Annotated in this window: 23 protein-coding genes, 1 other RNA gene and 1 pseudogene; 17 read left to right on the forward strand and 8 right to left on the reverse strand. The window is 43.7% G+C overall.

Going from position 1 to position 26251, the window contains the following annotated elements; genetic code table 11:
* Nucleotide 1 precedes the first annotated feature (1 nt).
* Genes ACX5J7_RS08410 through pspF form a run of 4 tightly spaced genes read right to left on the reverse strand, consistent with a single transcriptional unit; the run spans nucleotide 2 to nucleotide 4771 of the window.
* The gene (locus ACX5J7_RS08410; RefSeq protein WP_012517712.1) at nucleotides 2–895 is read right to left on the reverse strand and encodes an ABC transporter permease subunit; all 894 of its coding nucleotides are present in this window, start codon (nucleotides 893–895) and stop codon (nucleotides 2–4) included.
* Complete coding sequence (locus ACX5J7_RS08415) at nucleotides 882–1913, reverse strand: ABC transporter permease (protein ID WP_020743084.1); 1032 nt, start codon at nucleotides 1911–1913, stop codon at nucleotides 882–884. The genes ACX5J7_RS08410 and ACX5J7_RS08415 overlap by 14 nt, the downstream gene beginning before the upstream one ends.
* Nucleotides 1910–3646 (reverse strand): ABC transporter substrate-binding protein, encoded by a 1737-nt coding sequence (locus ACX5J7_RS08420; RefSeq protein WP_020743085.1) that lies wholly within the window; start codon nucleotides 3644–3646, stop codon nucleotides 1910–1912. The genes ACX5J7_RS08415 and ACX5J7_RS08420 overlap by 4 nt, the downstream gene beginning before the upstream one ends.
* A gap of 3 nt (nucleotides 3647–3649) precedes the next feature.
* Nucleotides 3650–4771 carry a phage shock protein operon transcriptional activator gene (gene pspF / locus ACX5J7_RS08425; RefSeq protein ID WP_012517715.1) on the reverse strand — a complete coding sequence of 374 codons (1122 nt, stop codon included), beginning with the start codon at nucleotides 4769–4771 and terminating at the stop codon, nucleotides 3650–3652.
* A 221-nt stretch (nucleotides 4772–4992) separates the two neighbouring features.
* Between pspF and pspA the strand changes: the two are divergent.
* The 7 genes and pseudogenes from pspA (at nucleotide 4993) to maiA (ending at nucleotide 11466) form a co-directional block, all read left to right on the forward strand.
* Nucleotides 4993–5675, forward strand: a pseudogene (pspA, locus tag ACX5J7_RS08430) (phage shock protein PspA).
* Nucleotides 5676–5749: 74 nt separating this feature from the next.
* On the forward strand, nucleotides 5750–5989 hold the full coding sequence (gene pspB / locus ACX5J7_RS08435) for an envelope stress response membrane protein PspB (RefSeq protein WP_012517717.1): 240 nt from the start codon (nucleotides 5750–5752) through the stop codon (nucleotides 5987–5989).
* A complete protein-coding gene (pspC, locus tag ACX5J7_RS08440; RefSeq protein ID WP_012517718.1) occupies nucleotides 5986–6432 on the forward strand; it encodes an envelope stress response membrane protein PspC in 447 nt (148 codons plus the stop codon). Before pspB ends, pspC begins: the two co-directional genes overlap by 4 nt.
* Nucleotides 6433–6635: 203 nt before the next feature.
* Nucleotides 6636–7436: a phenylalanine 4-monooxygenase gene (gene phhA / locus ACX5J7_RS08445; protein ID WP_012517719.1), complete on the forward strand. Its 801-nt coding sequence runs from the start codon at nucleotides 6636–6638 to the stop codon at nucleotides 7434–7436.
* A gap of 203 nt (nucleotides 7437–7639) precedes the next feature.
* Entirely contained in the window at nucleotides 7640–9196 is a 1557-nt protein-coding gene (tyrR, locus tag ACX5J7_RS08450) for a transcriptional regulator TyrR (protein ID WP_012517720.1), read from the forward strand.
* A gap of 472 nt (nucleotides 9197–9668) precedes the next feature.
* Nucleotides 9669–10679, forward strand: coding sequence for a fumarylacetoacetate hydrolase family protein (locus ACX5J7_RS08455; protein ID WP_020743087.1), 1011 nt, complete (start codon nucleotides 9669–9671; stop codon nucleotides 10677–10679).
* 133 nt (nucleotides 10680–10812) lie between these two features.
* Nucleotides 10813–11466, forward strand: coding sequence for a maleylacetoacetate isomerase (gene maiA / locus ACX5J7_RS08460; protein WP_333970200.1), 654 nt, complete (start codon nucleotides 10813–10815; stop codon nucleotides 11464–11466).
* A gap of 41 nt (nucleotides 11467–11507) precedes the next feature.
* Here the strand turns inward: maiA and ACX5J7_RS08465 are convergent, their stop codons facing one another.
* Nucleotides 11508–11975, reverse strand: a complete 468-nt coding sequence (locus ACX5J7_RS08465) for an Lrp/AsnC family transcriptional regulator (RefSeq protein ID WP_012517723.1) — start codon at nucleotides 11973–11975, stop codon at nucleotides 11508–11510.
* 308 nt (nucleotides 11976–12283) lie between these two features.
* On the opposite strand from ACX5J7_RS08465, the gene ACX5J7_RS08470 reads away from it, so the two are divergent.
* Nucleotides 12284–13342, forward strand: a complete 1059-nt coding sequence (locus ACX5J7_RS08470; protein WP_020743090.1) for a Glu/Leu/Phe/Val dehydrogenase dimerization domain-containing protein — start codon at nucleotides 12284–12286, stop codon at nucleotides 13340–13342.
* A gap of 85 nt (nucleotides 13343–13427) precedes the next feature.
* An RNA gene (gene ffs / locus ACX5J7_RS08475) (signal recognition particle sRNA small type) lies at nucleotides 13428–13524 on the forward strand.
* Nucleotides 13525–13540: 16 nt separating this feature from the next.
* On the opposite strand, the gene ACX5J7_RS08480 is transcribed toward ffs, so the two are convergent.
* Entirely contained in the window at nucleotides 13541–13822 is a 282-nt protein-coding gene (locus tag ACX5J7_RS08480) for a late competence development ComFB family protein (RefSeq protein ID WP_012517725.1), read from the reverse strand.
* Nucleotides 13823–14144: 322 nt separating this feature from the next.
* Here ACX5J7_RS08480 and ACX5J7_RS08485 point away from each other — a divergent pair, with 322 nt between their 5' ends.
* From ACX5J7_RS08485 to ACX5J7_RS08515, 7 genes are all read left to right on the forward strand, one after another.
* A complete protein-coding gene (locus ACX5J7_RS08485) occupies nucleotides 14145–15233 on the forward strand; it encodes a tryptophan 2,3-dioxygenase family protein (protein ID WP_020745546.1) in 1089 nt (362 codons plus the stop codon).
* A 226-nt stretch (nucleotides 15234–15459) separates the two neighbouring features.
* Nucleotides 15460–16917, forward strand: coding sequence for a TonB-dependent receptor domain-containing protein (locus ACX5J7_RS08490; protein ID WP_498706774.1), 1458 nt, complete (start codon nucleotides 15460–15462; stop codon nucleotides 16915–16917).
* A gap of 324 nt (nucleotides 16918–17241) precedes the next feature.
* Complete coding sequence (locus tag ACX5J7_RS08495; protein WP_498706776.1) at nucleotides 17242–20049, forward strand: TonB-dependent receptor; 2808 nt, start codon at nucleotides 17242–17244, stop codon at nucleotides 20047–20049.
* Nucleotides 20050–20114: 65 nt separating this feature from the next.
* Nucleotides 20115–21245 (forward strand): prolyl hydroxylase family protein, encoded by a 1131-nt coding sequence (locus ACX5J7_RS08500; RefSeq protein ID WP_474376794.1) that lies wholly within the window; start codon nucleotides 20115–20117, stop codon nucleotides 21243–21245.
* 5 nt (nucleotides 21246–21250) lie between these two features.
* On the forward strand, nucleotides 21251–21523 hold the full coding sequence (locus tag ACX5J7_RS08505) for a hypothetical protein (RefSeq protein WP_015066514.1): 273 nt from the start codon (nucleotides 21251–21253) through the stop codon (nucleotides 21521–21523).
* A 51-nt stretch (nucleotides 21524–21574) separates the two neighbouring features.
* Nucleotides 21575–22567 (forward strand): aspartyl/asparaginyl beta-hydroxylase domain-containing protein, encoded by a 993-nt coding sequence (locus ACX5J7_RS08510; protein ID WP_015066515.1) that lies wholly within the window; start codon nucleotides 21575–21577, stop codon nucleotides 22565–22567.
* Nucleotides 22567–24381 (forward strand): tetratricopeptide repeat protein, encoded by a 1815-nt coding sequence (locus ACX5J7_RS08515; RefSeq protein ID WP_278384765.1) that lies wholly within the window; start codon nucleotides 22567–22569, stop codon nucleotides 24379–24381. The genes ACX5J7_RS08510 and ACX5J7_RS08515 overlap by 1 nt, the downstream gene beginning before the upstream one ends.
* Here the strand turns inward: ACX5J7_RS08515 and ACX5J7_RS08520 are convergent.
* Both ACX5J7_RS08520 and ACX5J7_RS08525 read right to left on the reverse strand, forming a co-directional pair.
* A complete protein-coding gene (locus tag ACX5J7_RS08520; protein WP_498706779.1) occupies nucleotides 24378–24635 on the reverse strand; it encodes a 2OG-Fe(II) oxygenase in 258 nt (85 codons plus the stop codon). The genes ACX5J7_RS08515 and ACX5J7_RS08520 overlap by 4 nt on opposite strands.
* Nucleotides 24636–24696: 61 nt before the next feature.
* A complete protein-coding gene (locus tag ACX5J7_RS08525; protein WP_498706781.1) occupies nucleotides 24697–24906 on the reverse strand; it encodes a hypothetical protein in 210 nt (69 codons plus the stop codon).
* A 577-nt stretch (nucleotides 24907–25483) separates the two neighbouring features.
* On the opposite strand from ACX5J7_RS08525, the gene ACX5J7_RS08530 reads away from it, so the two are divergent.
* Nucleotides 25484–26245, forward strand: a complete 762-nt coding sequence (locus ACX5J7_RS08530) for a DUF3450 domain-containing protein (protein ID WP_015066518.1) — start codon at nucleotides 25484–25486, stop codon at nucleotides 26243–26245.
* Nucleotides 26246–26251: the final 6 nt, after the last annotated feature.

Here is a 26251-nt window from a genome sequence, read left to right on the forward strand (position 1 = left end):
ATTAATGACTCACTCTTTTTCGCAGGGCCGAACGCAATCCGTCACCCACAATATTAATGGATAACACCATAAAAAATATTGCCATACCCGGTACGGCTACATTCCAAGGTGCAAGGTAAGCAACGTCTAGGCCGTCGGCTAAAATTACGCCTAATTCCGGTAGGGGAGACTGAGCGCCAAGGTTTAAAAAGCCTAAGGCGGAAATATCTATAACCGCGATGGAAAGCGCAAGGGTACTTTGCACCACCAGCATTTCGGTCATATTAGGCAATATAGAGTGAACGAAGAGTTGCCACTTGCTCGCGCCATCGAGTTTAGAGGCCACTATGTATTCTTTTTTCATCTCTGCCCGCACAAAGCTGCGAGTATGGTGCACGAACTGGGGGATAAGCGCCAATGTAATCGCCCACATGCTATTGACCAAACCTGTGCCTAAAATTGCTACAATAATAATGGCAATAAGCAGAGTAGGAATAGCCATTAACGCATCGAGTAAATGGTTAGCAATACTGGAGCGCACTCCTCGCAACATGCCTGCGAAGGTACCAAGACTAACACCCACTAGCATGGCTAGTACGACGGTAATAAACGCTGAACCTAGCGTTATTCGACAGCCATAGATAATGCGGGTAAAAAGATCGCGACCTAACGCGTCGGTGCCGAACAGGTGTGAAATAGATCCATTGGTTACCCAACTAGGTGGAATTAATAAGCCGTCTATATTTTGCTCTACTGCGTCGTAGGGCGTAATCAGAGGCGCAAAAACGGCGCACACGACAAACAGCGCGAGCATAATCAGGCCCAACATAGAAATGTGGCTTGCTTTAAAAGAGGCCCACGTCCGCTGCCACGGCGACGGATGGAACTCTTCGTCGTACAAACTAAACTGTGGCACGTTCGTATTTCTCTCTGCTTGGGTCAATCATGCGGTTAAACAAATCGATGAGGATTGTTAAAGTTATAACAACAGAAGATACCGCCATCATTCCAATTCGTAAGGCGGGATAATCCCGTTGGTAAATGGCTTGAATAAGCCAATTTCCTATGCCTGGCCATGAAAATAAGGTTTCAACGATCATCGCATTAGTAATAAGCGTGGTAATTTGAATAGCCATTAGGGGCAATATGGGAAGCAGGGCGTTGCGCAATATATGTCGGAAAAATATTTGCCAGCTTGATAGGCCGCGGGACAAAGCGGCTGCAATGTAAGGTCGGTGCTTTACATCAATAACTGAGCGTCGAGTTACTCTTATCATCGATGCGGTAGCGATAGCGCCGATTGAGAAGGTAGGCAATGCAATGTGCGACAGTGCGTCTTTAAACGCCAGAGACTTGTTTTCAATATCAGATAGTAAAATATCGATAAGGATAAAACCAGTTACAGGCTCAATGTCATATAGCAGGCTGATACGTCCAGACATCGGCGCCGCGTCTAACTGCAAACTGAAAATAAGAATGAGTAAAAGGGCAAACCAAAAAACAGGAAAGGAATACGTAGTAATGCTCACGCTATTAATAAGGTGGTCTGACGTTGAATAGCATCGAATTCCAGCGTAATAGCCTAGCGGAACACCAACGAATAGGGCCATTAGCATAGCGTAGGTTGCTAGCTCTATCGTGGCTGGCATCGCGATGCCTACCTCTTCTCTTAGCGGCAGTCCGGACGTAAAGCTATAGCCCCAGTCACCGGTGAGTAGGTTGCCTACATAATAAAAGAACTGAAAAATATAAGACTGGTCTAGCTTGAACTGCCGCTCTAAGGCTGCACGCTGAATGTCGTTTTCTGGCACTAAGCCTGTTAAGTTTTCCAGTGTGTCACCGGGAAAAAGGTAAGCGAGCGAAAAAGAGATAATCGCTAACACCAAAAGGGTTAACACAAATAACGTGCAGTATCTTACGAGAATTTGGATCACAGTGTTTTTTCTACTCCACCAAAGCGTACGCCGCCATAGGGATTAATTGTCATTCCTTCCAACTCATCTCGGTATGCCTGGTAGCGATAGGCATGGGCTATTGGAACTAACGGAAGGCGTTCATACAGTAATCGGTTTACCTGCCGGTAAAGAGCTGTGCGGGCTTCAATATCATCAGTTTGAAGGGCGCTGTTAAGTAATCTATCATAATCTTCGTTACACCACATGGCGCGGTTTGTGCCAGAAGGGATAGCGCCACAGCTTAGCAGCGGGCGATAAAAGTTATCCGGGTCGCCATTATCTGCTGACCAGCCGATAAGCACAGAATCGTGTAAACCTTCTTGTAAATGCCGTCTAAAGGTTGTCCAGTCGTAGCTAACAATGGTTGCTTCAACGCCTACATCATTTAAATAACGCTGAATAAGTTCGGCCATTTTAGTGGCATTGGGGTTATAAGAGCGCTCTACAGGCATGGCCCATATTGTCATTGAAAAGCCAGGTTTTATACCTGCATCTGCCAGTAACTTTCGCGCTAAAACTGGGTTATAGGCCGTATCATCAGCATCGTTTTGAAATGCCCAACTCGCTGCAGGAAGAAGGGTCTTAGCTCGCGTTGCGCTGTCAAAGTAAACGGCTTCTAACAGCGTGTTTTTATCAATGGCCACGGCTAAAGCGCGTCTTACATCGGGGTTGTCAAAAGGCGGACGCTGAGTATTAAAAGCCCAGAAGCCAACATTCAGCCCTGGCTTTTCAGCGAGCGTAAGATCGTCTCTAGCCCTTATTACCTCAAGCTCTGTTTGAGCGGGAAAGGCAGTGGCGTCGCACTCGCCAGTCATTAACTTAGCCAGTCGTAGTGAGCTGCGTGGCGTAATATCAAAAATAAGCTGTTCAACTACGTGTCCGTCTGTCTTTTTAGAAAGACCATCTGCTATCGCTTCGCTGCTATTTTCACTTTTTGCGTTGGTTTCAATATTCTCAATATCGCGGGTAATGTTTGCATTTTCGGTCAATAACCGGGTGCGCCAATAGTTTTCGTGCCTAAGGTACTTTATGAAATGGTCTTTGCGATAGCTATCAAATTTAAACGGTCCGGTCCCGATGGGAAGCTCATCTATTTTGCTCGGTGTGCCGGCGTTGGCCAACTGAGTAGCGTATTCCTCTGACAATATTACCGCGAAATCTGTCGCTAAATTTGCTAAAAACGAGCTATCGCGATGTTTGAGTGTTATCTCTACACGGTAGCCGTTGATCCGTTCGACAGATTCAATGTTTTGAGCAAGGCCAATACTTTCAAAGTAGGGGTAGCGACCGCCGGACACATAGTGATAAGGGTGTGAGTTTAGTCGCCACCTGTCGATGCTAAATATTACATCGTCGGCGTTAAAGTTTCTTGTCGGCTCAAAATAACGAGTAGAGTGAAACGACACGTCTTTTCGAAGCTGAAAGGCATAGGTTAAGCCGTCATTACTTACAAGCCAGCTACTGGCTAAGCTTGGCACAATGCGGCCAGATTCAGGATCGAAATCGAGAAGCCTGTCGTAAAGTTGGTGAGAGGAAGCATCTGACGTTGTGCTTGACGTATCAAGTTGGGGGTTAAACGTCACTGGATTGCTTTCAGAGCAGTAAATAATACCCGTATTGTAAAACGCTTGTTTATTCTGTTTTGCACAGGATGCAACAAGAAGCGCTGTACATAAACATAATGACAAACGCTTTACCAAACTATGGGACATGCTTTACGCCTCGACGCTTTCAGCGGAAGAATCTAGTAAGTTATATTTTTTGAGATAGCCACGCAGCTGATGATATGTCAGGCTCAATTTTTCAGCGGTTTTCTTTTGATTAAACTGACTGTCAGCAAGTGCCTGTTTTATCATATCTATCTCATATTGTTGAGAGCGTTCTTTCAAATCTATGGGATATTCGACAGATTCTTGCTGATTGCTTGGCGTTAAAGGCGTAATGTCAGCGCTTTCTATCACATCTTTTGTATGGTCGGGTTGTGAGGACACGATAGGACTTGCTGACTCAGAAGTGCTTACTCTATCCTTAGTCTTAACTCTACCCTGTGGACGATAAACGGATTCAAAGGGGTCAAGAATGATCTCGTGAACCGGTAGGTGAGGGTTGTTAGTGCGGTAAACGGCGCGCTCAACTACATTTTTCAGTTCTCGAATATTTCCGGGCCAATCGTAATCAAGCAGAGTACGCTTGGCTTTTTCAGTGAAGCCGCTAAAGAGCTCCATCTCCATCTCACGGGCCATATTAATGGCAAAATTTTCCGCTAACATCATGATATCTTCCCGTCGCTCTCGAAGCGGGGGGATGGTAATCACATCGAAGGCTAGCCTATCTAGCAAGTCGGCGCGAAACTCGCCTGCATCGGCAAGGGCAGGGAGATCTTCATTTGTCGCTGCAATAAGCCTTACATCGGTTTTCACTGATTTACTGCCGCCCACGCGTTCAAACTCCCCATATTCGACAACGCGAAGGAGCTTTTCTTGAATTAGACCCGAAGTATTGGCAAGTTCATCGAGAAACAGTGTGCCGTTATGGGCGACTTCAAAACGACCTTCTCGCCGTTTCGATGCACCGGTAAATGCCCCGGCTTCGTAACCGAAAAGCTCACTTTCTAAAAGGCTTTCATTTAGGGCTGCGCAATTCAGCTTGATATAGTTTTGGTCCCAGCGCTTAGATAAGAAGTGAAGACGCGCTGCAATCAGTTCTTTACCTGTACCTCGCTCTCCTATCACAAGGACCGGTTTATCTAACGGTGCTATTTGTGAAATTTGCTCTAGCACTTCTAGAAAACTGTTCGCTTGACCTAGCAAATTGTCTTGCTGACGATACCTACTCATTAAAAACCTCAAAAGTTAGTCATTTCGACCAATTAGTAGTGTAGAACAAAAAATATTGAGAAACGAGCATTATTTGAACTTATAAAAACGGTATGAAAAATAGCGACTTAGCGTAAAGGTAGAGTTGGCAAGCATATTGAATACGATTAATACCAAGAGTAATCTATTTATCAAGTGTGGTGTTTTTTAACACTTACCATTTTTAGCAAGAGGTAATTATTATGGGTATCTTCTCGCGTTTTACAGATATTGTGAATTCGAATATTAATGCGATTTTAGACAAAGCCGAAGATCCTGAAAAAATGGTTAGATTAATCATTCAGGAAATGGAAGACACATTGGTTGAGGTGCGCTCAGCGTCGGCGAAAACCTTGGCCAATAAAAAGAAATAGCCAATCAAATTGCGAAGTACGAAAGCGATGCAAGTGATTGGGAAGCAAAAGCAGAACTTGCTTTAAGTAAAGATAGAGAAGATTTAGCGCGAGCAGCACTGCAGGAAAAGAAAAAGTCTGCAGAAGCCGCAGAGACGTTAAGTAAAGAGCTTGCAATTGTTGAAGAGCAAATCAGCAAGCTTCAAGATGAAATTGGTCAGCTACAAGATAAACTGGCTGACGCGAAGAGTCGTCAAAAAGCCATTATCATGCGCCAGAAAACGGCTAGTTCTCGTCTTGAAGTGAAAAAGACGTTGGACAGCACTAAAGTAGATAATGCAATGGGACGCTTCGAACAATACGAGCGTAAAATTGATGATCTTGAGTCGCAGGTTGAAGCCTATGACTTGGGCAAGAAAACCTTACAAGATGAGTTTGCTGAGCTAGAAGCCAGTGATAAAGTTGAAGACGAACTGGCTGCACTTAAAGCAAAAGTAAAAGGTGCAAATAAAAGCACCGAAAAATCAGAATAAGAAAAATAGGGTGTACCCTTTGTATGCCAAACGCAGCAAAGGGTAAATACATCAGGGTTTGAGGAGAGATTGAGATGGATGAAGGTATAATAGCAATGCTGGTGATGCCCCTTGTGGTTTTCACAATATTTGTTGCTCCCATTTGGCTAATTCTACATTATCGCAGCAAAAAGCAAGTCAATCAGGGCCTTAGCGCTGAAGAGCATGCGTCGTTGAAAAACTTAGCAGAGCAAGCCGAAAAAATGAGCGAGCGCATTGAAACGCTAGAAGCCATTTTAGATAGTGAGGCGCCTGAGTGGAGGAATAGAGCATGAGAAATGGTAAACAGCTCTACCGAAACCCTGAGAATGCGCGTATTGCAGGTGTGTGTTCAGGCGTTGCAGAATACTTCGGTTTAGAAACATGGCTAGTAAGAATTTTAGTCGTTACCGGGTTCTTTTTATTAGCCGGGCCGTTCATTTTTGTCGCTTACATTGCCGCTTGGTTTATTCTAGATAAGAAACCTGCGGGATTAAACGAGGCGCCAACGCCCCCAGTTTTTTCACGGGGAAAAGGCTGGACTAACCCAAACAACGGTCAGGTTAAAAGCCCAAAGGTGGAGGTAAAAACCAAAGTCTGGCAAGCCGGCGAGCCACCTAAACAAGCGTTTCACGATATTCGAAATCGTTTCGAAAAAGCGGAAGAGAGACTTCGCAAAATGGAGACCTACGTCACATCTCGCGAATATCAACTTAATAAAGAAATTAGCCGCTTGTAACCCCCTTCAAAATTCTCTGCTATAAGCAATGAAAGCCGCTTTTTAATAGCGGCTTTTTCTTTTAAAATCAGCTGCTTTTGTTGTTAATGTAAAATTTATGTTACAGTTAAATCTTTACCCCCATTGCGCATTTGTCTTTTACAAGCGGCTAATTTCATTAGACTGATAGGTAAGTTTTTTAAACCTTATTGGTTACAGAAGTTATGCCAAAATCAACGCAATACCAGTCGAGACAATCTGATGAAAATGGGGTCATTCATTGGTCAGATGAAGAGAACCAAATTTGGTCGGAACTGTACGAAAGACAAATTCCGCTGGTAAAAGAAAGAGCATGCCAAGAGTACTTAGATGGGTTAGACCTGTTAAAGCTTAACGAAAAGAAAATTCCACAGCTGCCTGATATCAACAAGGTACTAATGGAAAAGACCGGTTGGCAAACGGCTGAAGTGCCCGCCTTAATCAACTTTGGCGAGTTTTTTAGGTTACTGGCTAACAAACAGTTTCCAGTTGCCACCTTTATTCGCTCCAGAGAAGAGTTTGACTACCTGCAAGAGCCCGACATTTTTCACGAAGTATTTGGACACTGCCCGCTGTTAACCAACCCAGCGTTCGCGCACTTCACACATACTTATGGGAAACTAGGACTGGCGGCGAGCAAAGAAGACCGGGTATATTTGGCGCGGTTGTATTGGTTTACTGTCGAGTTTGGCCTAGTGAGAGCGAAAGGGGGGCTTAAAATATATGGTGGCGGTATCTTATCTTCGCCGGGAGAGACCATTTACGCGTTAGACAGTGATGAACCGTTGCGTAACCCACTTACTGCAGTTGATGCGCTGCGAACGCCGTATCGCATTGATATTATGCAGCCGCTTTATTATATCCTACCTGAATTCGACCACTTATTTGAATTGGCCGAAATGGATATTATGGCATTGGTTGAAGAGGCTAAATCTCTGGGGTTATTTTCCCCACTTTTCCCGCCTAAAGAGAAAAAAGCGAGCTAACACTATTGTTAATTAAATGTGTTTTATATAGGATGCCGCTCGTTGTAGTGGCAGTTTTTTTTAGGCCCGATTTTACTTATCGCTCGTCATTACCTCGCTCTTGCCACTACCAATTTTAACCTTCTGTAACATTTATCTTGTTATCTTTTTGTAAAAGTATGATACTCTGTACATATATGTTTACAAAATAGCTATAATACCCTATGCGTCTAGAAATCAGTTGTCAGGATCGTCTTGGTATTACTCAAGATGTGTTAGATATTCTCGTAACCAAAGAAATAGATTTACGCGGTATAGAAATCGATCCCGCGGGAAAAATTTTCCTTAATTTTCCCAATATAGAATTTGCCGACTTCCAGCATCTCATGCCACAAATTCGCCGTATCGATGGTATTGATGACGTGAAGACCACGCTTTTTATGCCTGGTGAACGTGAAAAGAATCAGCTTTCAGCAATTTTAAGAACGCTGCCTGACCCTGTTTTTTCCATTGATGCCAAGGGAAACATCGTGCTGTGCAACGAAGCGGTAAGCGCGGGCTTAGAAATGCCGACTAGCGACATTGAAGGCACAGAAATTAGTGAAGTCGTAAAAGGGTTTAACTTTACTAAGTGGATGGACGGTAAATCGCCGGGCCCGCAGTCGTCAAAGGTTAAGTTTATTCAGCAAGATTATCTTGCTGATATGTTGCCTATTACCGTACCTGACGGTGATAAAAATATGATTATGGCCGGTGCAGTGGTCATATTGAAATCTGAAATGCGTTTGGGCCAGCAATTTACTGCTTTCCATCAGTCGCCTACGGATAGTTTTGACCGCTTTATTGCGCAGTCACCGTTTATGAAACGCGTGGTGCATGAAGCCAAACGCATAGCCGATTTAGATGCCCCTATTCTTATTTTTGGTGAGACGGGAACAGGGAAGGAAATGATTGCGCGTGCGTGTCATCAATCTAGCCGTCGAAGTGAAGGTGCATTTTTGGCACTAAACTGTGCGTCATTACCCGATAGCGTGGCGGAGACCGAGCTTTTTGGTTATGCGGCAGGCGCGTTTAATCAGCCGAATGCTAAAGTGGGACTTTTAGAGCAGGCGAAAGGCGGCACCCTGTTGCTCGATGAAATTGCTGACATGTCGTCACAGCTTCAGGCTAAATTGCTACGGGTTTTAGAAGACGGTGAATTTAGACGCGTAGGCGATGCTGAGCCGGTTAAAGTGGACGTACGCTTTATTTGCACTACCTGCCGAGACTTAGGTCAGCTGGTTGAGGAGGGGCGATTTAGAAAAGAGCTCTATTATCGCCTCAATGTACTTAGCTTGGTCATGCCATCATTAAAAGACCGCAGGCAAGATATCGTGCCCCTTGCCGAATCGTTTATTGTGCAGCATAGCACAAAACTGGGAAGACGACCGGCGAAGCTTAGTAAGTCATGTGTCGACTTTCTGCAGCAGTATCCGTGGCCTGGTAACGTAAGACAGCTACAAAATGCCCTTTATCGCGCATTGTCGCTGCTGGATGGTAAAGAAATTACTAAAGAAGATATTCAGCTTCCCAGCTGTGCACCTAGCGTAACCTACATTGACGAGAACTTTGAAGGTACCTTAGATGAGGAAGTTAAAAAGTTTGAAAAAGACTTGCTAAAACGCTTATACCCCTCCTATCCAAGTACCCGTCAGTTAGCGAAAAAGCTTGGTTTAAGCCACACGGCGATTGCTAACAAACTTCGTGAATACGGTATTAATAAAGCAACCGTGAAGTTGTAATGACAAGGGCGTGGCGAGCGAGCGTTTATTGCGCTGCGTTATAATAACGCGGGGTTTACGGGCGCAAGCTCGCACGACTTATTTCAACGTCAAACGGTAACTGCCGACCATTTAGCTACAAATAAAATAATGAATAGGTAAATAGCTCGGAAAACCGGCACATGGCTTTTCGCTGTACGTTAACCTCTCTACACGCCTTAATTTTCGTGTTACGAAAAATTTACAATCAACGCAAAGCTAGTGGGATAAAGCGGCGCGTACCTTATTAACGCTTACTGCCGTACACCCTTTCTTACAGGCCAATAAAACTTCGTCACTGTAAGTCTTCTCACCTATACCAACTAGTGGCATAACTATACTTACGCATTTGTATAAAGTGTTGGCGTGCTTGTGCGCTCGTTATTGAGTATGTAGTGAGCGTTAAAAAATATGAAAATAGCCATGCCTGCCAACCGTTTTCGAGGAAAGAAGAATGAAGTTAGCAACCTATAAAGATGAAACCCGAGATGGCTGCCTAATGGTGGTGTCGAAGGACCTTTCTCGAGCATGCAGTGCACAAGACATTGCAAAAACAATGCAGGATGCGTTGGACAATTGGAAGGAAGTTGCGCCACAGCTTCAGATGAAATACCAGGCACTTAATGAGCAAAGTTGCGAAAGCGTGACTTTTGATGAGTCTCGCTGCGAATCGCCGTTGCCAAGAGCATACCAATGGGCAGATGGCAGTGCGTACGTAAATCATGTGGAACTGGTAAGAAAAGCACGTAATGCAGAAATGCCTGAAAGCTTTTGGACAGACCCACTGATGTATCAAGGCGGGTCTGATGATTTTATCGGCCCAAAAGACGACATTATCCTTCCTAACGATGATTGGGGAATTGATTTTGAAGGTGAAGTTGCAGTGGTTACCGACGATGTACCGATGGCATGCACACCGGATAAAGCGTCAGAGCGAATTCGCCTTATTATGTTGGTCAACGATGTATCCCTTAGAGGTCTTATCCCGGGGGAATTAGCGAAAGGGTTCGGCTTCTTCCAATCAAAGCCTGCGTCAAGCTTTTCACCAGTAGCGGTAACGCCAGATGAATTAGGAGACGCGTGGAAAGACAACAAAGTGCATTTGCCGCTGCGTTCAACCTATAACGGTGAACTGTTTGGTAAGCCTGAAGCCGGACAAGATATGACCTTTGATTTTGGGCAGCTTGTTGCTCATGCAGCAAAAAGCAGAAACTTGGGGGCAGGGGCTATCATTGGTTCCGGTACTGTGTCGAACAAACAGGGAACTGACTATGGTTCTGCGATAGCAGAAGGCGGTGTGGGTTATTCGTGTATTGCCGAAGTACGTATGATTGAAACCATTCGCGACGGTAAGCCTTCAACGCCATTCATGCAATTTGGCGACCGAATTCGTATTGAAATGCTTGATGAAAACGGGAACTCAATATTTGGCACTATAGAACAACAGGTAAAACCACTTAGCTAAAATAAGTAGTGGTAACAGCCGCTGATCTAATGAGCCGTATTGCGCGCATGTTGCGAGCAGCGGCAATTAGCCTGATTTAAGGCGTTAAACACTACGATGACCCAGCGCAATGTAAAACAGGCGAGGTAATACCATGAGTATTAAACTTTATGGCTACTGGCGTTCAACCGCCTCTTATCGTGTGCGAATAGCACTAAATTTAAAAGGTGTTGAATATGACTATGTGCCCGTACACTTGGTAAATAATGGTGGGGAGCAGCATAGTAGTGAGTATTCACAGCTGAATCCTGCTCACTTGGTCCCAACGCTGGTCGACGATGATGAGGACATCATTCTCAACCAGTCCTTAGCGATCATTGAATACCTTGATGAGCGATATGAGAGTGAGTATCGTCTTATCCCTGAGCATCGGACAGAACGGGCAAGGGTGCGAGCGTTGGCGCAAGATATTGCCTGCGATATACAGCCTATTGGAAACCTTCGCGTGTTAAATGCGTTGAAAGGAAATTTTGAAGCATCACAGGATGATGTGGCTAAGTGGGCAGCCCATTGGATAACCCTTGGGTTTGACGGTATCGAAAAAAGGCTGCAGACCCAAGCGGGTAAGTTTTGCTTTGACTTTGATGTTACGCTTGCAGATATCTGTTTGGTGCCGCAAGTTTACAACGCTCAGCGGTTTAACGTAGACATGAGCCGCTACCCGCTTATTAGCAAAATAGCAAAAAACTGTAACGAGATTGACGCATTCAAAAACGCAATGTCTGAAAATCAAGTAGACGCCAATTGAGTGGAAGGGGCAGAATATGTACTCTGACCCCCAAACTTGAGCTACTGACGTTTAATGGGAAGCTCGGTGGTATTTTTAACCTGCTTCAATGCAAAGGTTGAGCTTAGGTGGTCAACGAGAGGCAGGTGCGTTAATTTAGTCTTAAGCAAAAACTCATATTCTTCAATGCTCTCTACGATCACTTTTAGCAAGTAATCTTTTTCACCACTGGTGGTGTGGCACTCCACAATTTCATCAATGTTTTGTACCGCACTTTCAAAATCAGTGAGCGAGTCACCGTCGTGGTTTTTCAACGTAACGTAAATAAAAACCGATACACCTAAATTAAGCTTTTTGCTATTGAGCAAGGTGACTTTACCGAGAATAATGCCATCGGCTTCCATCCGCTTTACCCGTCTCCAACAAGGAGTATGAGATAACCCTACGCGTTGGCTTAGGTCGGCCATTGACACCGTGGCGTCTTGTTGAAGAACGCGTAAAATCTCACGGTCAAATTTATCCAATTTCATTAACACTGTTTCCGTCGCTTTTATGATGTTTATTATATATCAAAAGAAATTCTAGGATAGCTATCCTAGAAAAATTGTATTCAATTCTTATGCGTTTCAGTTTGTAAATGTCATTAACAAACTTTGCAACGCCTGTCCTCAGGACAATCAGATACACTTGGCAAAATATTGGTGATCTTTGCGAAGCCCGCAAGTGTAACGCAAAACACCATCAGACTCTCATTTCACCCCAAGTGGATGGTGTGTACTTTTCGTGACAGCGCCATTTTGGGAAAGTTTTAATTCACCACAGTTGTAATAGGGAAAATATGTCAGTTTTTGATCACCCAGAGTTCGATAATCATGAACATGTTGCGTTTTATCACGATGAAGAAGCGGGCCTGAGTGCCATTATTGCTGTACACAATACGAATCTGGGCCCAGCGCTTGGCGGCTGTCGTATGTGGCCTTACGTAAATAGTGGTGAAGCGCTAACTGACGTATTGAGACTTTCAAAGGGCATGACCTATAAAGCCGCCATGGCGAACCTTGAACTTGGTGGTGGCAAATCTGTCATTATTGGCGACCCTCGAAAAGCCAAAACGCCAGAAATGATGAAAGCCATGGGTAAGTTTGTAGAGTCGTTGGGGGGTAAATACTTTACGGCTGAAGATTCTGGTATCTCAGTGACCGACTTACAAACCATGGCAACTGAGTCAGATTACATCGCAGGGGTACACGCAAAATACCACTACGCGGGTGAGGTGCCCGATGGCAACCCTGCACCTTCAACGGCGTACGGTGTGTTTGTTGGCTTAAAAGCCACAGTGGAGTTCGGCCTTAAGCGCAGCTTAGAAGGCGTAAGTGTGGCTATACAAGGTATGGGTCACGTTGGTTATCGCCTTGCTAAGCATCTTCATGAGCATGGCGCAAAACTCTACGTTGCCGACATTTATCCTGAAGGGGTAGAGAAAGCCGTATCTGAACTTGGTGCAACAGCAGTAGCGCCAGAAGAAATCTTAAGTTTAGATGTAGATGTTCTCGCTCCATGTGCATTAGGTGCAGCTATTAACGACCAAACTTTGCCTTTAATAAAAGCTAAGGTTATTGCAGGGGCGGCTAATAATCAGCTGGCTCGCGAGGACATGGGTGAGTTATTGCAGCAAAGGGGTATTCTTTACGCGCCAGACTATGTGATTAACGCAGGTGGTGTTATTGATATCTTCCACCAACGTATGGAAACGAGTTCAAACGAAGCGTTGCGCGCACATATTGAGCAAATCGGCGATACACTGAAAGAAATTTATACCCGTGCAGAGCAAGAGGGGGCGGCGACTAACCGCGTAGCAAACCTTATTGCCGAAGAGAGATTTAATTTAAAGGGTTGAAAACTCAGAGCCAAATAGTCATAATGCGCCCCGCACTCAAGCAGGGGCGAATGACTTTGCTTTGAATGCAGTTTCTATGGTGGGCTTTTGGTCCTCCCGCAATGATACTCTGTGAACTCGGTCAGGCCCGGAAGGGAGCAGCCGCAGCAGACGACTCATGTGCCGGGATGTGGCTGGAGGCCCGCCACCCAAACTTCCTTATTCGCTAATCTCTTTGTTTTTTTCTGTTTCATCCAAATACTTTATTGCTTTACTGATAGCGTGCTCAACGTTCATTTCCATTTGATTTCGCTCGCTCTGTGGTAAGTAAAACGCCATATCAACTTCATACCGAATATAGCGGGGCGGCACTTGGTTTAATGCCAAACAGCATAAATCGGCCAAGTAGTCTGGACTTTTACTTCCATCTAACCCTAGTTTGTTGATTCGCTCGAGTACCAAGTGCTCGTAATAATTATGAATGTCGTCATCTAGCTTCATGTTCCCTACCTTTCTTATTTTCTCTGCGACACATGTTTATTTGTCGTCTTTTTAGTGAGCAATATATACATCATTGTTAGGTGTGTGTATTGAACGGACACATTTTTATACACGTAAAATGTTCGGCTCTGACCTTAGCTATATATCCTTATAATGTATAGCTTGTATTCTGTGGATGTCGAGACATCGGTGCTAGAATTGCGCGCACATTGAAAAAGTTATCAATAAACACGCGTTGGTTTCTCTTCATCTTGATGTAGGAATGAAAACGGTTTATCGAGTGTATAGCGCTTAATAAATAGAGTGATAAGGCAAAAACGACATGAAAAAGAACATAGAGCCCTGCTATTACGGCGATTATCTGCAATTAGATAAAATATTAGGGGCCCAAGACTTACAAAGTGAAAAATACGGTGATGGGGCTCACGAAGAAATGCTCTTTATCATAGTGCATCAGGTTTACGAGTTGTGGTTTAAACAAGTCCTTCACGAACTTAACGCGGTAATTGATACATTCAATCAAGAGGCGGTAAAAGATCAGCAACTCACGCAGGTGGTACACAGACTGCAGCGCATAATTCAAATTCAAAAGTTAATGAATGACCAGATTGCCATTATGGAGACCATGACGCCTCAGCAATTTCTTTCATTCAGGGACTATCTGGTTCCCGCTTCAGGTTTCCAAAGTATTCAGTTTAAACGGTTAGAAATATCCCTTGGCTTAAAGCGAGAGTTTCGCATTGATTTTGATAAGCAAAGTTTCTACAACCGTTTAACTGATAAAGACAGAGCCTTATTAGAAAACCTCGAAAATAAACCTAGCTTGTTTGAATTGGTTGATAAGTGGCTGTCTCGAATGCCATTGCTAAAAACAGAGGATTTTGATTTTTGGCAGTATTATAAAGATGCGGCTGACGAAATGTTGAAAGATGATCATCACACCGTCTCAACCAGCGACATGTTGTCTGATACAGAAAAGCGACAAGAGATAAAAGACTTGCAAGCGACCATGGAAAACTTCGACGCGTTGTTTAACGAAACACAGTTCGAAAAGCTAAGAGGCGAGGGCAAGTTTCGTTTAAGTCATAAGGCCTTACTATCAGCACTGTTTATAAAGCAGTACTCAGAAGAACCAATCTTTAATCTACCTTTCCAACTTATTACTGCGTTAACCGAAATAGACGAGCAGTTGACAATCTGGCGTTATCGTCACGCTATGATGGTTCAACGCATGTTAGGGACCAAAATAGGGACAGGGGGCTCATCAGGCCATCATTATCTTAAGAAGACCACAGAATCCAACCGTATTTACTTAGACTTCTTTAATATGGCGACCTTTCTATTACCAAAAAGTGCTTTGCCGGATTTACCAGAATCCGTTCGTCGACGGTTAGGGTTTTATTTGCAATAGGTTGTGATATTCGAATGCATTGCCTGACTTGCCAGAGCCTGTAAGAAAGCAGTTGGGCTTTTATCTACAATAAATCTACATTCGAAAAAATGCATTTAAATTATATATTTAGTGAAAATTAGGGCCGGTTCAACCGGTCATCGCTCAAAAGGATTGTTTCGTCGCAAGCTGCGCATAAATGAGTTGATTACTTTGCTTTGCTTAGTCAATTATCTTTTCGGATAATTTGTACTATGTTAACGACAGTGACCCTGCGAACGAAGAAATTTACCAAGTTCGTCACCGTGACTATAACGTTGGTGGTCAATTTGATTCTGAAAACTTCGCTTTTTATGTCCAAGATCAGTGGCAAGTTACTGACAACTTGGTTATCAACGCAGGTCTTCGTAACGATACGTTTGAAAACTTTAACGCTGACGGTGAGTCTTTTGCCAAACTCGACAACCAGTGGGCACTTCGTTTAGGTGCGGTATGGGACGTATTTGGTGATGGAGAGACCAAAGCATGGGCGAGCTACGGCAGATACTATTTACCTATCGCAGCAAATACGAATATTCGTTTAGCAGGTGCGGAAACGTACACACAAGAATACTACGAGTTTGAAGGCTTTGCTGATGAAGCGCTGGGTATTCCTAATCTAACGGGCGCTAAAACACAGCCTGATGATGTGTTTGCAGACGGCACGGCAAAATCACCTGATGAGATCGTAGACCAAAACCTTGATTCTATGTACTCAGATGAGTTTATCGCTGGTTACCAGTTCCAATTAAATGATGAGTGGAGTATGTCAATTCAAGGTACATACCGTGAATTGTCTACCACTATCGAAGACATGGCAATCGATGCGGCTGTTATCGAATGGGCTGCAGCGAATGGCTACGGTGACGTATCTGACATCTGGGATGGTTTCCACCAATATGTACTAACAAATCCTAATTCTGATATGCGCATCGGTACTACTGAGTTGCCGGGCGCTGAAGGTGAGTTAGTTTATATGGACTTGTCTGCTGAAGAATTGGGTTACCCAGATTCAATTCGTAAGTATGCAGCTGTTGATTTTATGTGGCAGAGAGCATGGGACGGTGTGTGGATGCTTAACGCCGCATATACATGGTCACATAACTGGGGTAACAACGAAGGTTACGTGCGTTCAGATAACGGTCAGGATGATGCAGGTTTAACGACGTTATTTGACCAACCAGGACTACTTGATAACGCCTATGGTGACTTGCCAAACGACAGACGTCATCAGGTTAAACTTTACGGTGCTTATGTAGTGACTGAAGATTTAACCCTTGGTGCAAACCTTCAGTTTTGGACCGGTCGCCCAATCAATGCGTTTGGTTATCACCCGACAGATACTTTTGCTCAGGCGTATGATTCAGAGTCATTCTTTGCCGGTGGTGAGCCAGCACCTCGAGGGTCTCGTGGCCGAACAAGCAGCTACTACTCTATCGACGTTTCTGCATCTTATAATATCGATATTGGCGAAGACCAAACATTGGTAGTGCGCGCGGATATTTTCAACCTTCTCAACAACGATCGCGTAACAGAAGTTAACGAGATTTATGATGATGAAAGCTCAGCTGATCCAACAAACCCAGATGTGAACCCAAATTACGGTCTACCGACTGCGTGGCAAACACCTAGATACGTACGTTTTAGCGTAAATTACTCGTTCTAATTAAAGGGTAGAGCAAAGATTTAAGGTTAGGGCGTGGGTATACTTTAGGTGTATATTCCGCCCTTTTTTCCAATAGTACACAAAGCGAGCAGCGTGGTTATTTAATGCGCTTTAAATGTTAAATGTAAGTTAATATTTACAAAAGAAGGAAAAAAGACGAAAAAAAATTGAACTTTTACCGAACACCCGTCTGATCCCAGTTGACCGTTCGCTTAGGATGTGGTTATTATCAAAGTGAGGCTTTGACCTTACTAATAATAATTCGTTATATAAACGATTTAAGAAACACACACTAAGAGTTTTAGTGGTCCAGGGAGACAATACATGTTTACAAACTCTAAGCTGGCTAAGTCAGTGAAGCTAGCGTGCGCATTTGGTGCTGCATCAACTATCGCCTTCACTGGTGCAGTTAACGCACAGGAAACCGAAGAAGCAGCGGACGCAGTAGAAAAAATCGAAGTAACAGGGTCTCGTATCCGTCGTACCGATATTGAAGGTGCAAACCCAGTTACAGTAATGTCACGTGTTGATATCGAAAAATTCGGTATCACTTCAATCGGTGACGTTCTTCAAGCAATTCCTTCTGCGGGTTCTGCTATTAACACCAACAATAACAATGGTGGTAATGGTACAACGACTATTAACATTCGTGGTATTGGTTCAAACCGTACGCTAGTTCTTGTTAACGGTAAGCGTTGGGCGCCAGGTCTTACTGGCTCTGTTGACCTTAACAACATCCCAGCATCGATCATCGAGCGTATTGAAGTGCTTAAAGATGGTGCATCTGCGGTATATGGTTCTGACGCGGTTGCTGGTGTTGTAAACATCATCACTCGTCAAGATTTTGAAGGCGTTCACGCATCTGGTTACATCGGTCAATATGACGAAGGCGACGGCAACAAAGAGCAGTGGGATATCGGCTTCGGTACTTCTAACGACAAAGGCAATGTTTACTTTAACTTAAGCTACGTAGAAGAAGAGCCAACACTAGCGGGCGACCGTGAAATCTCTGCAGTACCTACTTTTGGTACGCCTGAAGGCTTCGGTGGTTCATCAGCTCCACCTCAGGGGCGTTTCTGGACTTTTGACCAAGCCGATAATGGCTTCAACGAACAAGGTGACGGCAACGGTGGTTTAGAGCCATGGGTTGAACCAGATAGCCGCTTCAACTTCGCGCCGTTCAACTACCTATCTACACCACAAGAGCGTACTAATATTTATACTCAGGCACGTTATGAACTTACAGACAATTTATCTGTAAACGTAACAGGCTTTTACGGCAACCGTAAGTCAGAGCAGGCTCTGGCGCCTACTCCACTATTCATCGGTACCGCGTTTGGCGACACGGGCTTCACTTTATCGGCTGACAATCCATTTAGCCCTTACGATTTCGACGTTACGACCGACCAAGACGTACTAGATGCAGATCCAAATGCACGTGAAATGTTCTTGTTTGGTCGCCGTATGATGGAAGCGGGTTTCCGTAGCTTTAAACAGAATGTTGACCAGTTCCAGTTCAACGGTGGTTTTGAAGGCGTTATCGAATTTGCTGACAGAGAATTCTTCTGGGATGCAAACTACACGTACGCAGATATCACGCAAAACACGTCTACCGACGGTCTTCTTAATATGGACCGCGTAGCGCAAGCTATCGGTGACCCTGCGAACTGTACAGGCGAATGTACTCCGCTTAACTTGTTCGGTGGTGCGCCAAACGTAATCGGTGAAGGCACAATTACGCAAGAAATGCTTGATTACATTACGTTCACTGCGCAAGACGAGCTTAACTCTTCATTAGAAAGCTACTCTGCTAACATCTCTGGTGAGTTGTTAGAATTACCAGCAGGTTACTTAGCATTCGCATCAGGTTATGAGAAACGCTGGCAGTCAGGCTACGACCAGCCAGATGCAATCATCGCTGCGGGTATTACTTCAGGTAACGCGCGTCAGCCTACCTCTGGTGCCTTTAGTGTAGAAGAAGTTTACTTAGAACTTGCAGTTCCGCTTCTTTCAGATATGCCTGGTGTAGAGCAGCTAGACCTAGAACTTGCTACTCGTTACTCTGACTACAGCAACTTTGGTGACACTACTAACTCGAAGATTGGTCTGAAGTGGCGTATTAATGACGACCTACTTGTACGTGGTACATGGTCTGAAGCATTCCGTGCTCCATCTCTTGATGAATTGTTCTCAGGTAACAGTGATAGCTTTGCGCCGCTAACTGACCCATGTAATGGCGGTGCTGCGGGTAACCCAGAGCTTCCAGGTTGTGCGGGTATTCCAGCAAGCTACGAGCAACCTAACACGCAGATTCGTACTACTGTAGGTGGTAATGCAAACCTAGAAGCTGAAGAAGCAGAAAGCTTTACATACGGTTTTGTATACTCTCCAGAAGCAGTTGAAGGCTTGTCAATTACCTTTGATATCTTCGATATCGAAGTTGATAATGCCGTTTCATCTGTTGGTGCACAAACTATTCTTAATGCCTGTGCTCAAACTGGCGTCAACCTATGTTCACTTATTGAACGTGGTGCTGGCGGTAACGTAGTAGACTTGTTTAACGGTCAAGTAAACCTTGGTGGTCAAACAACGTCTGGTTTCGACTACAACGTAGCGTATAACTTTGAAACTGAGTACGGTGATTTCCGCGTTAACTGGGATGGTACTTATGTTGATGAACGCACAACGATTGTTGTTGACCCAGTAACAAACACATCTACTGAGTTTAACGATGCTGGTCTTGCGGGCGACCGTGACGTTGTTCCACGTCTACGTACTAACCTTGCAGTAACGTGGGCGTACGATGACTGGACAGCTAACTGGTTAGTTCGCTTCATCGGCCACACTACTGAAGAGTGTTCAATCGATGGCGATACGCTAGATCAACAACTATGTAGTGATCCAAGTGAAGAGCTTGGTGGCGATAGCTTCAACGAACTTGAAGATATGGCATACCACGATGTATCACTAGGTTACGCAGTTAACGATAACCTACGCATCACGCTTGGTGTGAACAACCTGTTCGACACTGATCCAGAAGTTTCTTACTCGACGTTCGCTAACAGCTTCGACCCGTCTATGTATGAAATTCCTGGACAATTCTTCTACTCAAGAGTAAACCTTAACTTCTAATTGAAGTTGTAGATAGAATTTAAAAAGCCTCTTCGGAGGCTTTTTTGTTATGTGGACAACAGGTTATGAATATAGAACAGTGTATCAACAGTGCTAACGAAGCTCATTCTTCAGGTAATACTGATGAGGCAATGCTATGGCTAAAGCAGGCGGGCGAGTTAGGGGATATCAATGCGGCGCTGGATTATGCTTATTATAAATCGGGTGAAAACCCTAACGAGTCCGTTGCGTTTCTAGATGGAGTAGGGTGTGCCGATAATCCCGTTGTTCAGTTCCATAAGTTGCTGATTGGCTATTTTGGTGATGTAGCATGGAACCCTAAATTTGTCGCACAGACTTTACTTTCACTTGGTGAGGAAGGCGTTATTGAAGCCTACCTCGTTACGCTTTCTTACTTATCGGTAGAAAGCAGCGCGTTTTCTTATATCGCAGGTAAGGTTTGTCATTTAGCACCAAATATTAGTAGCCAGCTTAAATTAACTTCAGAAGTATCAGTTTCTACTGCTCTGAGCGCCCATCAACAAACCGTTGATGAACTATCCAGTGCCCTCATTAGAGTATATGAACCTTCAAAGGTCTTAGATAAATCGTTACCCATTGAAGTATATGAAAGCATTTTATCCGAATATGAATGCCGCTATTTAATAACTAAATTTAACGCATTGTTAAAACCTTCAATGGTGGTAGACCCTGTGACGGGGAGAGGAAAAATTGATAGTGTGCGAACGAGCTATGTTGCGGTTATAGAGCCTGCTCACTGCGACTGGATTACCCGTAAGCTCGATAAAACAATTTCGCAGATCACGCACACCTTAAGACAAAATGGCGAAGCGCTAAATTTACTGAGGTATTCACCTGGTCAGCAGTATAAACCGCATTACGATGGGCTGAATGAAATAAACGATGCACTAATGTTTAAAGACGGAAAGCAGCGTATTAAAACTGCACTTGTTTATTTAAATACCATCAGTGAGGGTGGAGAAACCCTTTTTCCAAAACTTGATATTCGTATAGCGCCAAAAAGTGGAACTATGGTTGTTTTTTCCAACAGCGATGAAAACGGAAAGCTACTGTTGAATAGCTATCATGCTGGTGCGCCAACAGTTTCGGAAAATAAATGGTTAGTTACAAAATGGATTAGAGAATGTACAACAATGTATGGTAACTTAATCTACGGTACTTATACTAAGGGATAACACGGATGAAAAAGGTTACAAAAATAATTCTTGCATCAAGCCTTGCTCTAGCACTTGGTGCATGTGGTTCAACTAGCAATCAAAGTTCTCAATATGCAAAAGCTGATACCAATGCAGAAGACGATGGTATGGTTTGCAAAATGGAAAAGAAAATAGGTTCAAACCGCATGCAACGCGTCTGTTACTCTGTAGAAGAAAGAGAGCAAATGCGTGAAGCGGGTCGCGATGGTTGGTTGCGTATGCAGCGCGGTACAGAAACTGGCGGCGGTGACCTGTAAATACACCGAATGTTAGTTTAAGATGGGAGGCAAAACGCTTCCCATTTTTGTATGACTAATAAAAACAATAACCATAGCCTCGAAGAAACACTCGCTAGAATAACTGCCGCTATAAACGCGGGGCATTATAATGATGCTTTTCGTCTTTATAGTGAAGTCTTCTCCCTGTGGCCCGAGTATTTATCTCCAGCAACGAGTGTTCCACTTACTAAATCTCAAGCTACACATATTCATAACGTGGGGAATTTAGCGCGACGTGATTTATTTGTAAAAACACAGTCTATCGGTTCGAGTGATAGGATAAAACGGGCCGTCGCAATATTTTGTGGTGCTGAGCAAAAGCAATTTGATAAAGCTTTGCAATCGCCAAGTTTTCTGTATGTTCCAAATCTCCCATCTGCGCCGTTTTCCGATGTAAATTCAGTAAAAGGGCTAAATGCTTATGTAGCTGCGCTTTCTGAATATAAGGGTGTATTTATATCTCGGTTATCACAAGCAAACGAGCCATATATTCACGACACTGGAGACGTGCCAAACACCAAAGAATGGGCGCAGTTGGCGCTAAAGTGGAACTCACTTCACCTAATGAAAGGCGGTGAGTTAACCAAGCATGGAAGGCAGCTACCTGAGGAAATCAAAGCGCTCTTCGATTCTCCGATTTTAGCTCACTGCCCAGTTCATGCGCCTGAGGTTGTGATATCTGTGTTACAGCCAAATACAAAAATACCTCCTCACTTCGGTATTTCCAATATTAAGTGGACGCTGCACATCCCCCTGATTATCAATGATAAATCCTATTTAAATGTTGCTAATGAAAAAGTGTTTTGGCGTGAGGGGAAGACGGCAATTTTATTTGATGACAGTTATCAACATAGCGCGGAAAATGGCGCCGACACCGCTAGAGCGGTATTAATTATGGATGTTTGGAATCCACATTTAACGCTTGACGAGCGAGCAGACATTACCCAGTTCATTTCAGCCTACAGCGAATGGTCTTCGCAATACGGAGCGTTAGCAACATTGGATAAGAGGTTATACGCATAATGCAGCTGCAACCACATATAATAATTCCAAACCTTATTAATGCCTTTAACAAAGGTGATTTCCTCTTGGTCATCAACACGGTGAAGCAAAATGCCGCCATAGCACGTGCTGATGCAGTTGTTCCGCAGTTGTACGGCAGTGCGATGAGGAAAATTGGTAGGCTTGATGATGCCGCAAAAATTTTTGAAAAAGGTTTAAAGCTTTTTCCTCAATCTTCTGATTTGATGAATAGCTACGGAAACCTGCTTCTCGATAAAGGGCAGACTCACAAAGCTATCTTATGGTTTACCAAAGCTTTAAAAGTTAAGCCCGGCGCATTTGATTACAAGTACAATTTGGCAAGAGCCTTTCTAGTTTCCAAGCGTTATAAAGATGCGGAAATGCAATGTCACGATTTATTAGAAAGAGATCCTACTAAAAGCACAGTTCTACTGCTGATCGCATCCATTTTAATTGAAAATAAACGCGATGCTGAGGCTGAGCGCTATTTGAAAAAGTTGTTAGAAACCGAACCGAAAAATGTGAAAGCGCTCAATAATTTAGGAAATGTTAAGCGAAGAAATAATCAGTTTAACGAAGCGATTTTGTTATATAAAAAGGCACTATCGACGGGTCAATCAACCGCTGAATTGTTTCAAAACCTGGCGGCAGCCTTTGCACTTAATGGTTCGTTGGACGAGGCTTTCGCCACCTATAAAGAGGGGTTAACTACGTTTCCTCATAGTGTCGGTTTACACAAAGAATTTGCACATCTAGCGTGGGTTCAAAACGTCGAGGCGCCGTTTGCCTTGTTAGAAAAAAACTTGTCATTAGACAAGCCTGATTTAATTCTTGCTTATACCGAACTAATGATAAGAGTAGAAGAGTTTGACAAAGCGAAAGTGTGGTTAGAAAAACTGGTCGAAGCTAAGCTACCATCTTATCAAATTGCAGCGGCGGCGAGCTTATCGAATACGTTAAGAGAGCTTGGAGATTTTGATAGGGCGCTGGCTACGGTTAGCGTTAACGCCTCGAAACCGACAGTTGAAACGCTCCCTTTATTTATTGAGAAAAGTTACGCTCTATTAAGCCTCAAGCGATATAAAGAAGCAGTTAAGGCACTTGAACTTGTTTGCCGCATCGCGCCATTCAACCAAGGTTATTGGACGCTTTTATCTACAGCGTATAAGGCGTGTGGAAATGAGCAAAAGTATAGCGAGTTATGTAATTACCAAAAGTTTGTTGAGGTCACACCGCTTTTTGAAAGTGAAGGCTGTAATCTAAGCTTCATAGATGCATTGGAAGCGCATCTTAATACGCTACATAATAATGAGCGGCATCCTATTGGCCAGTCTTTGCGCAATGGCTCTCAAACCTTCGAGAATCTATTAGAGGCCGAACACGATTTGATCAAAGCGCTTAAAATTGCAATAGAAGATAGGGCGACATCTTTTTTATCTGCGCTGTCGTCTCAGAAAAAGCACCCGTTTTTATCTCGACTACACCCAGATGTTAACTTTATTGGTAGCTGGTCTGTAAGGCTACGTAAAAAAGGTTTTCATAAATCACATTATCACTCGGAAGGTTGGCTTAGCGGTGTATTATATGTAGATGTGCCTAGTGAAGTAGAACAAAACGGTAATGGTTGGCTGGTTTTTGGCCGCCCCGACATTACCGGAGTGACCATGGTAGAAGACTTTGCTATTAAACCAAAGAAAGGCAACCTAGTACTCTTTCCTTCATATATGTGGCATGGAACAAACCCTATTTTAACGGACGAACAACGACTAACGGTAGCGTTTGATATCGTGCCTGCTAATGAGAGCCAAGGTTAAGCTGGCTCTAATTTGAAAGCTAGGGTATACCTAGGTGTATAGCAAATTCTATTGGGCGGACGTCCAACATGCTTGATGGCGCCGTGAAAAATAACCGTTCTTCCGGGTTTTGGCGTGTTAGCAAAAACGCAATCGTCGTTATCATTATAAAATAACGTTTCTCCGCCCCATTCAATATCCCATTCGGGACACAGATAAACTAACACCGTTAGTTCGTCAGCTTCTGGACGGCAATCGGTGTGAGTAAACAACATATCGCCATAGGAAGCATAATTTACGTAACCACGATAGGCGCGATAGTGCTTTCCTGTGGTATCAAATATGGGTTTTTATGGCATGTTGATATACTGCTAGCCCACGCACTTGAGTATCGCTTAACGCGACCGCCCAATGCTTATACTTTGCTGTATCGGGTCGCGCAATTTCAGTGTGTTTAAACGCGCTAAGTTCTAGCCCTTTAAATATCCCAGTCGCTTCTTCGACCGAGCATAAATCATCGAAAACCCAAATCGGTTTGTTATTCACTGTGCAACTGTAGGTAGGTGAGTTCATGTTTTATTAGTTTTGCTTGTACATAGATGGCGGTATAAATAACAAATTGTAAGTAACAATCCAATGTAAATTTGTGCTGGTTTTTTTATTCTGTGGGATTAATAAGCGCCTTTATACGGCAATGAGCAGCATGCAAAGGAGAAGCAACGCACCACAAGTAAGTGACGATAATAATGTTGCCCTAAAACAGTGCAGCTTAGAAAGTATCTTTTTGCTCCAATACGCAATTTATCCTATCAAAAAGCAAATTTTCTGGATGAATATTAAACGATTAAGAAATGGCCGGAAATGTGCTAGAAAAAATACAACACATATTACATCTAACTGAACGTAAAACGAGCAGTTAATTGAAAATCTGTTAGGTGTAAACAGTGTGTTACTTGACTAAACGTAACATTCCATGTGAGTATACTACGTTCGTAGTACTGGCTATTGAAGTCAGCGCTACATTCCTGAAACAAAATTGTGAAAGTTTTATACGCCCCTTGCCCGAATATTTTCCTATCGGCGAGGATTCAAATAAGAAATTTGGTTGGGAACTATGTCCAAAATGAGCAAGAGAACTCTTATTGCTTCTACTGTTATGGGTGCATTCGCACTAACAGGTAGTGCAGTCTCTGCAGATACGCTTGAAGATCTTCATAAAGAAGAAGCGAAAATCCACGCGGCTGCAGCGAAATCTCAAGAAAAAATCAACACGTTGTTTGAACAGTCTCAAGAACTACTTGTTGAGTATCGTCAAACAGTAGATGAGACAGAAAACCTTAAAATCTACAACGACTACATCGCTAGCCTAGTTGCAGACCAGCAACGTGGTATCGACTCTCTACAGCGTCAAATCGACAGCATCGAGCAAACTAAGCAGGGCATCGTTCCTCTTATGTTCCGCATGATTGACAGCCTAGAGCAGTTCATCAAGCTAGATCGTCCTATTCATCTAGAAGAGCGTCTACAGCGCGTTGAGCGTCTTCGCGATCTAATGGCTAACTCTAACGTTACTGTTTCTGAGCAGTTCCGTCAGGTGCTAGAAGCCTACCTTGTAGAAGTTGAATACGGTACGAAAATCAACTCTTACCAAGGTACGATTGACGACGCAGGTACAGAAGTTACTGTTGACTTCTTTAACCTAGGTCGCGCAGCGCTAGTTGCACTTTCTCTGGACCAAACTCACGCATGGGTATGGAACAACGAAAGCCGCGCATGGGAAAAACTGGGTGACGAATATCTGTCTTCAGTTGTTGACGCAGTTAAAATGGCTAACAATGTCATTCCTGCGGATCTGATTAAACTACCAATTAGCGCAGCGGAGTAATTGTTA

It is taken from the genome of Alteromonas infernus, assembly GCF_902705815.1.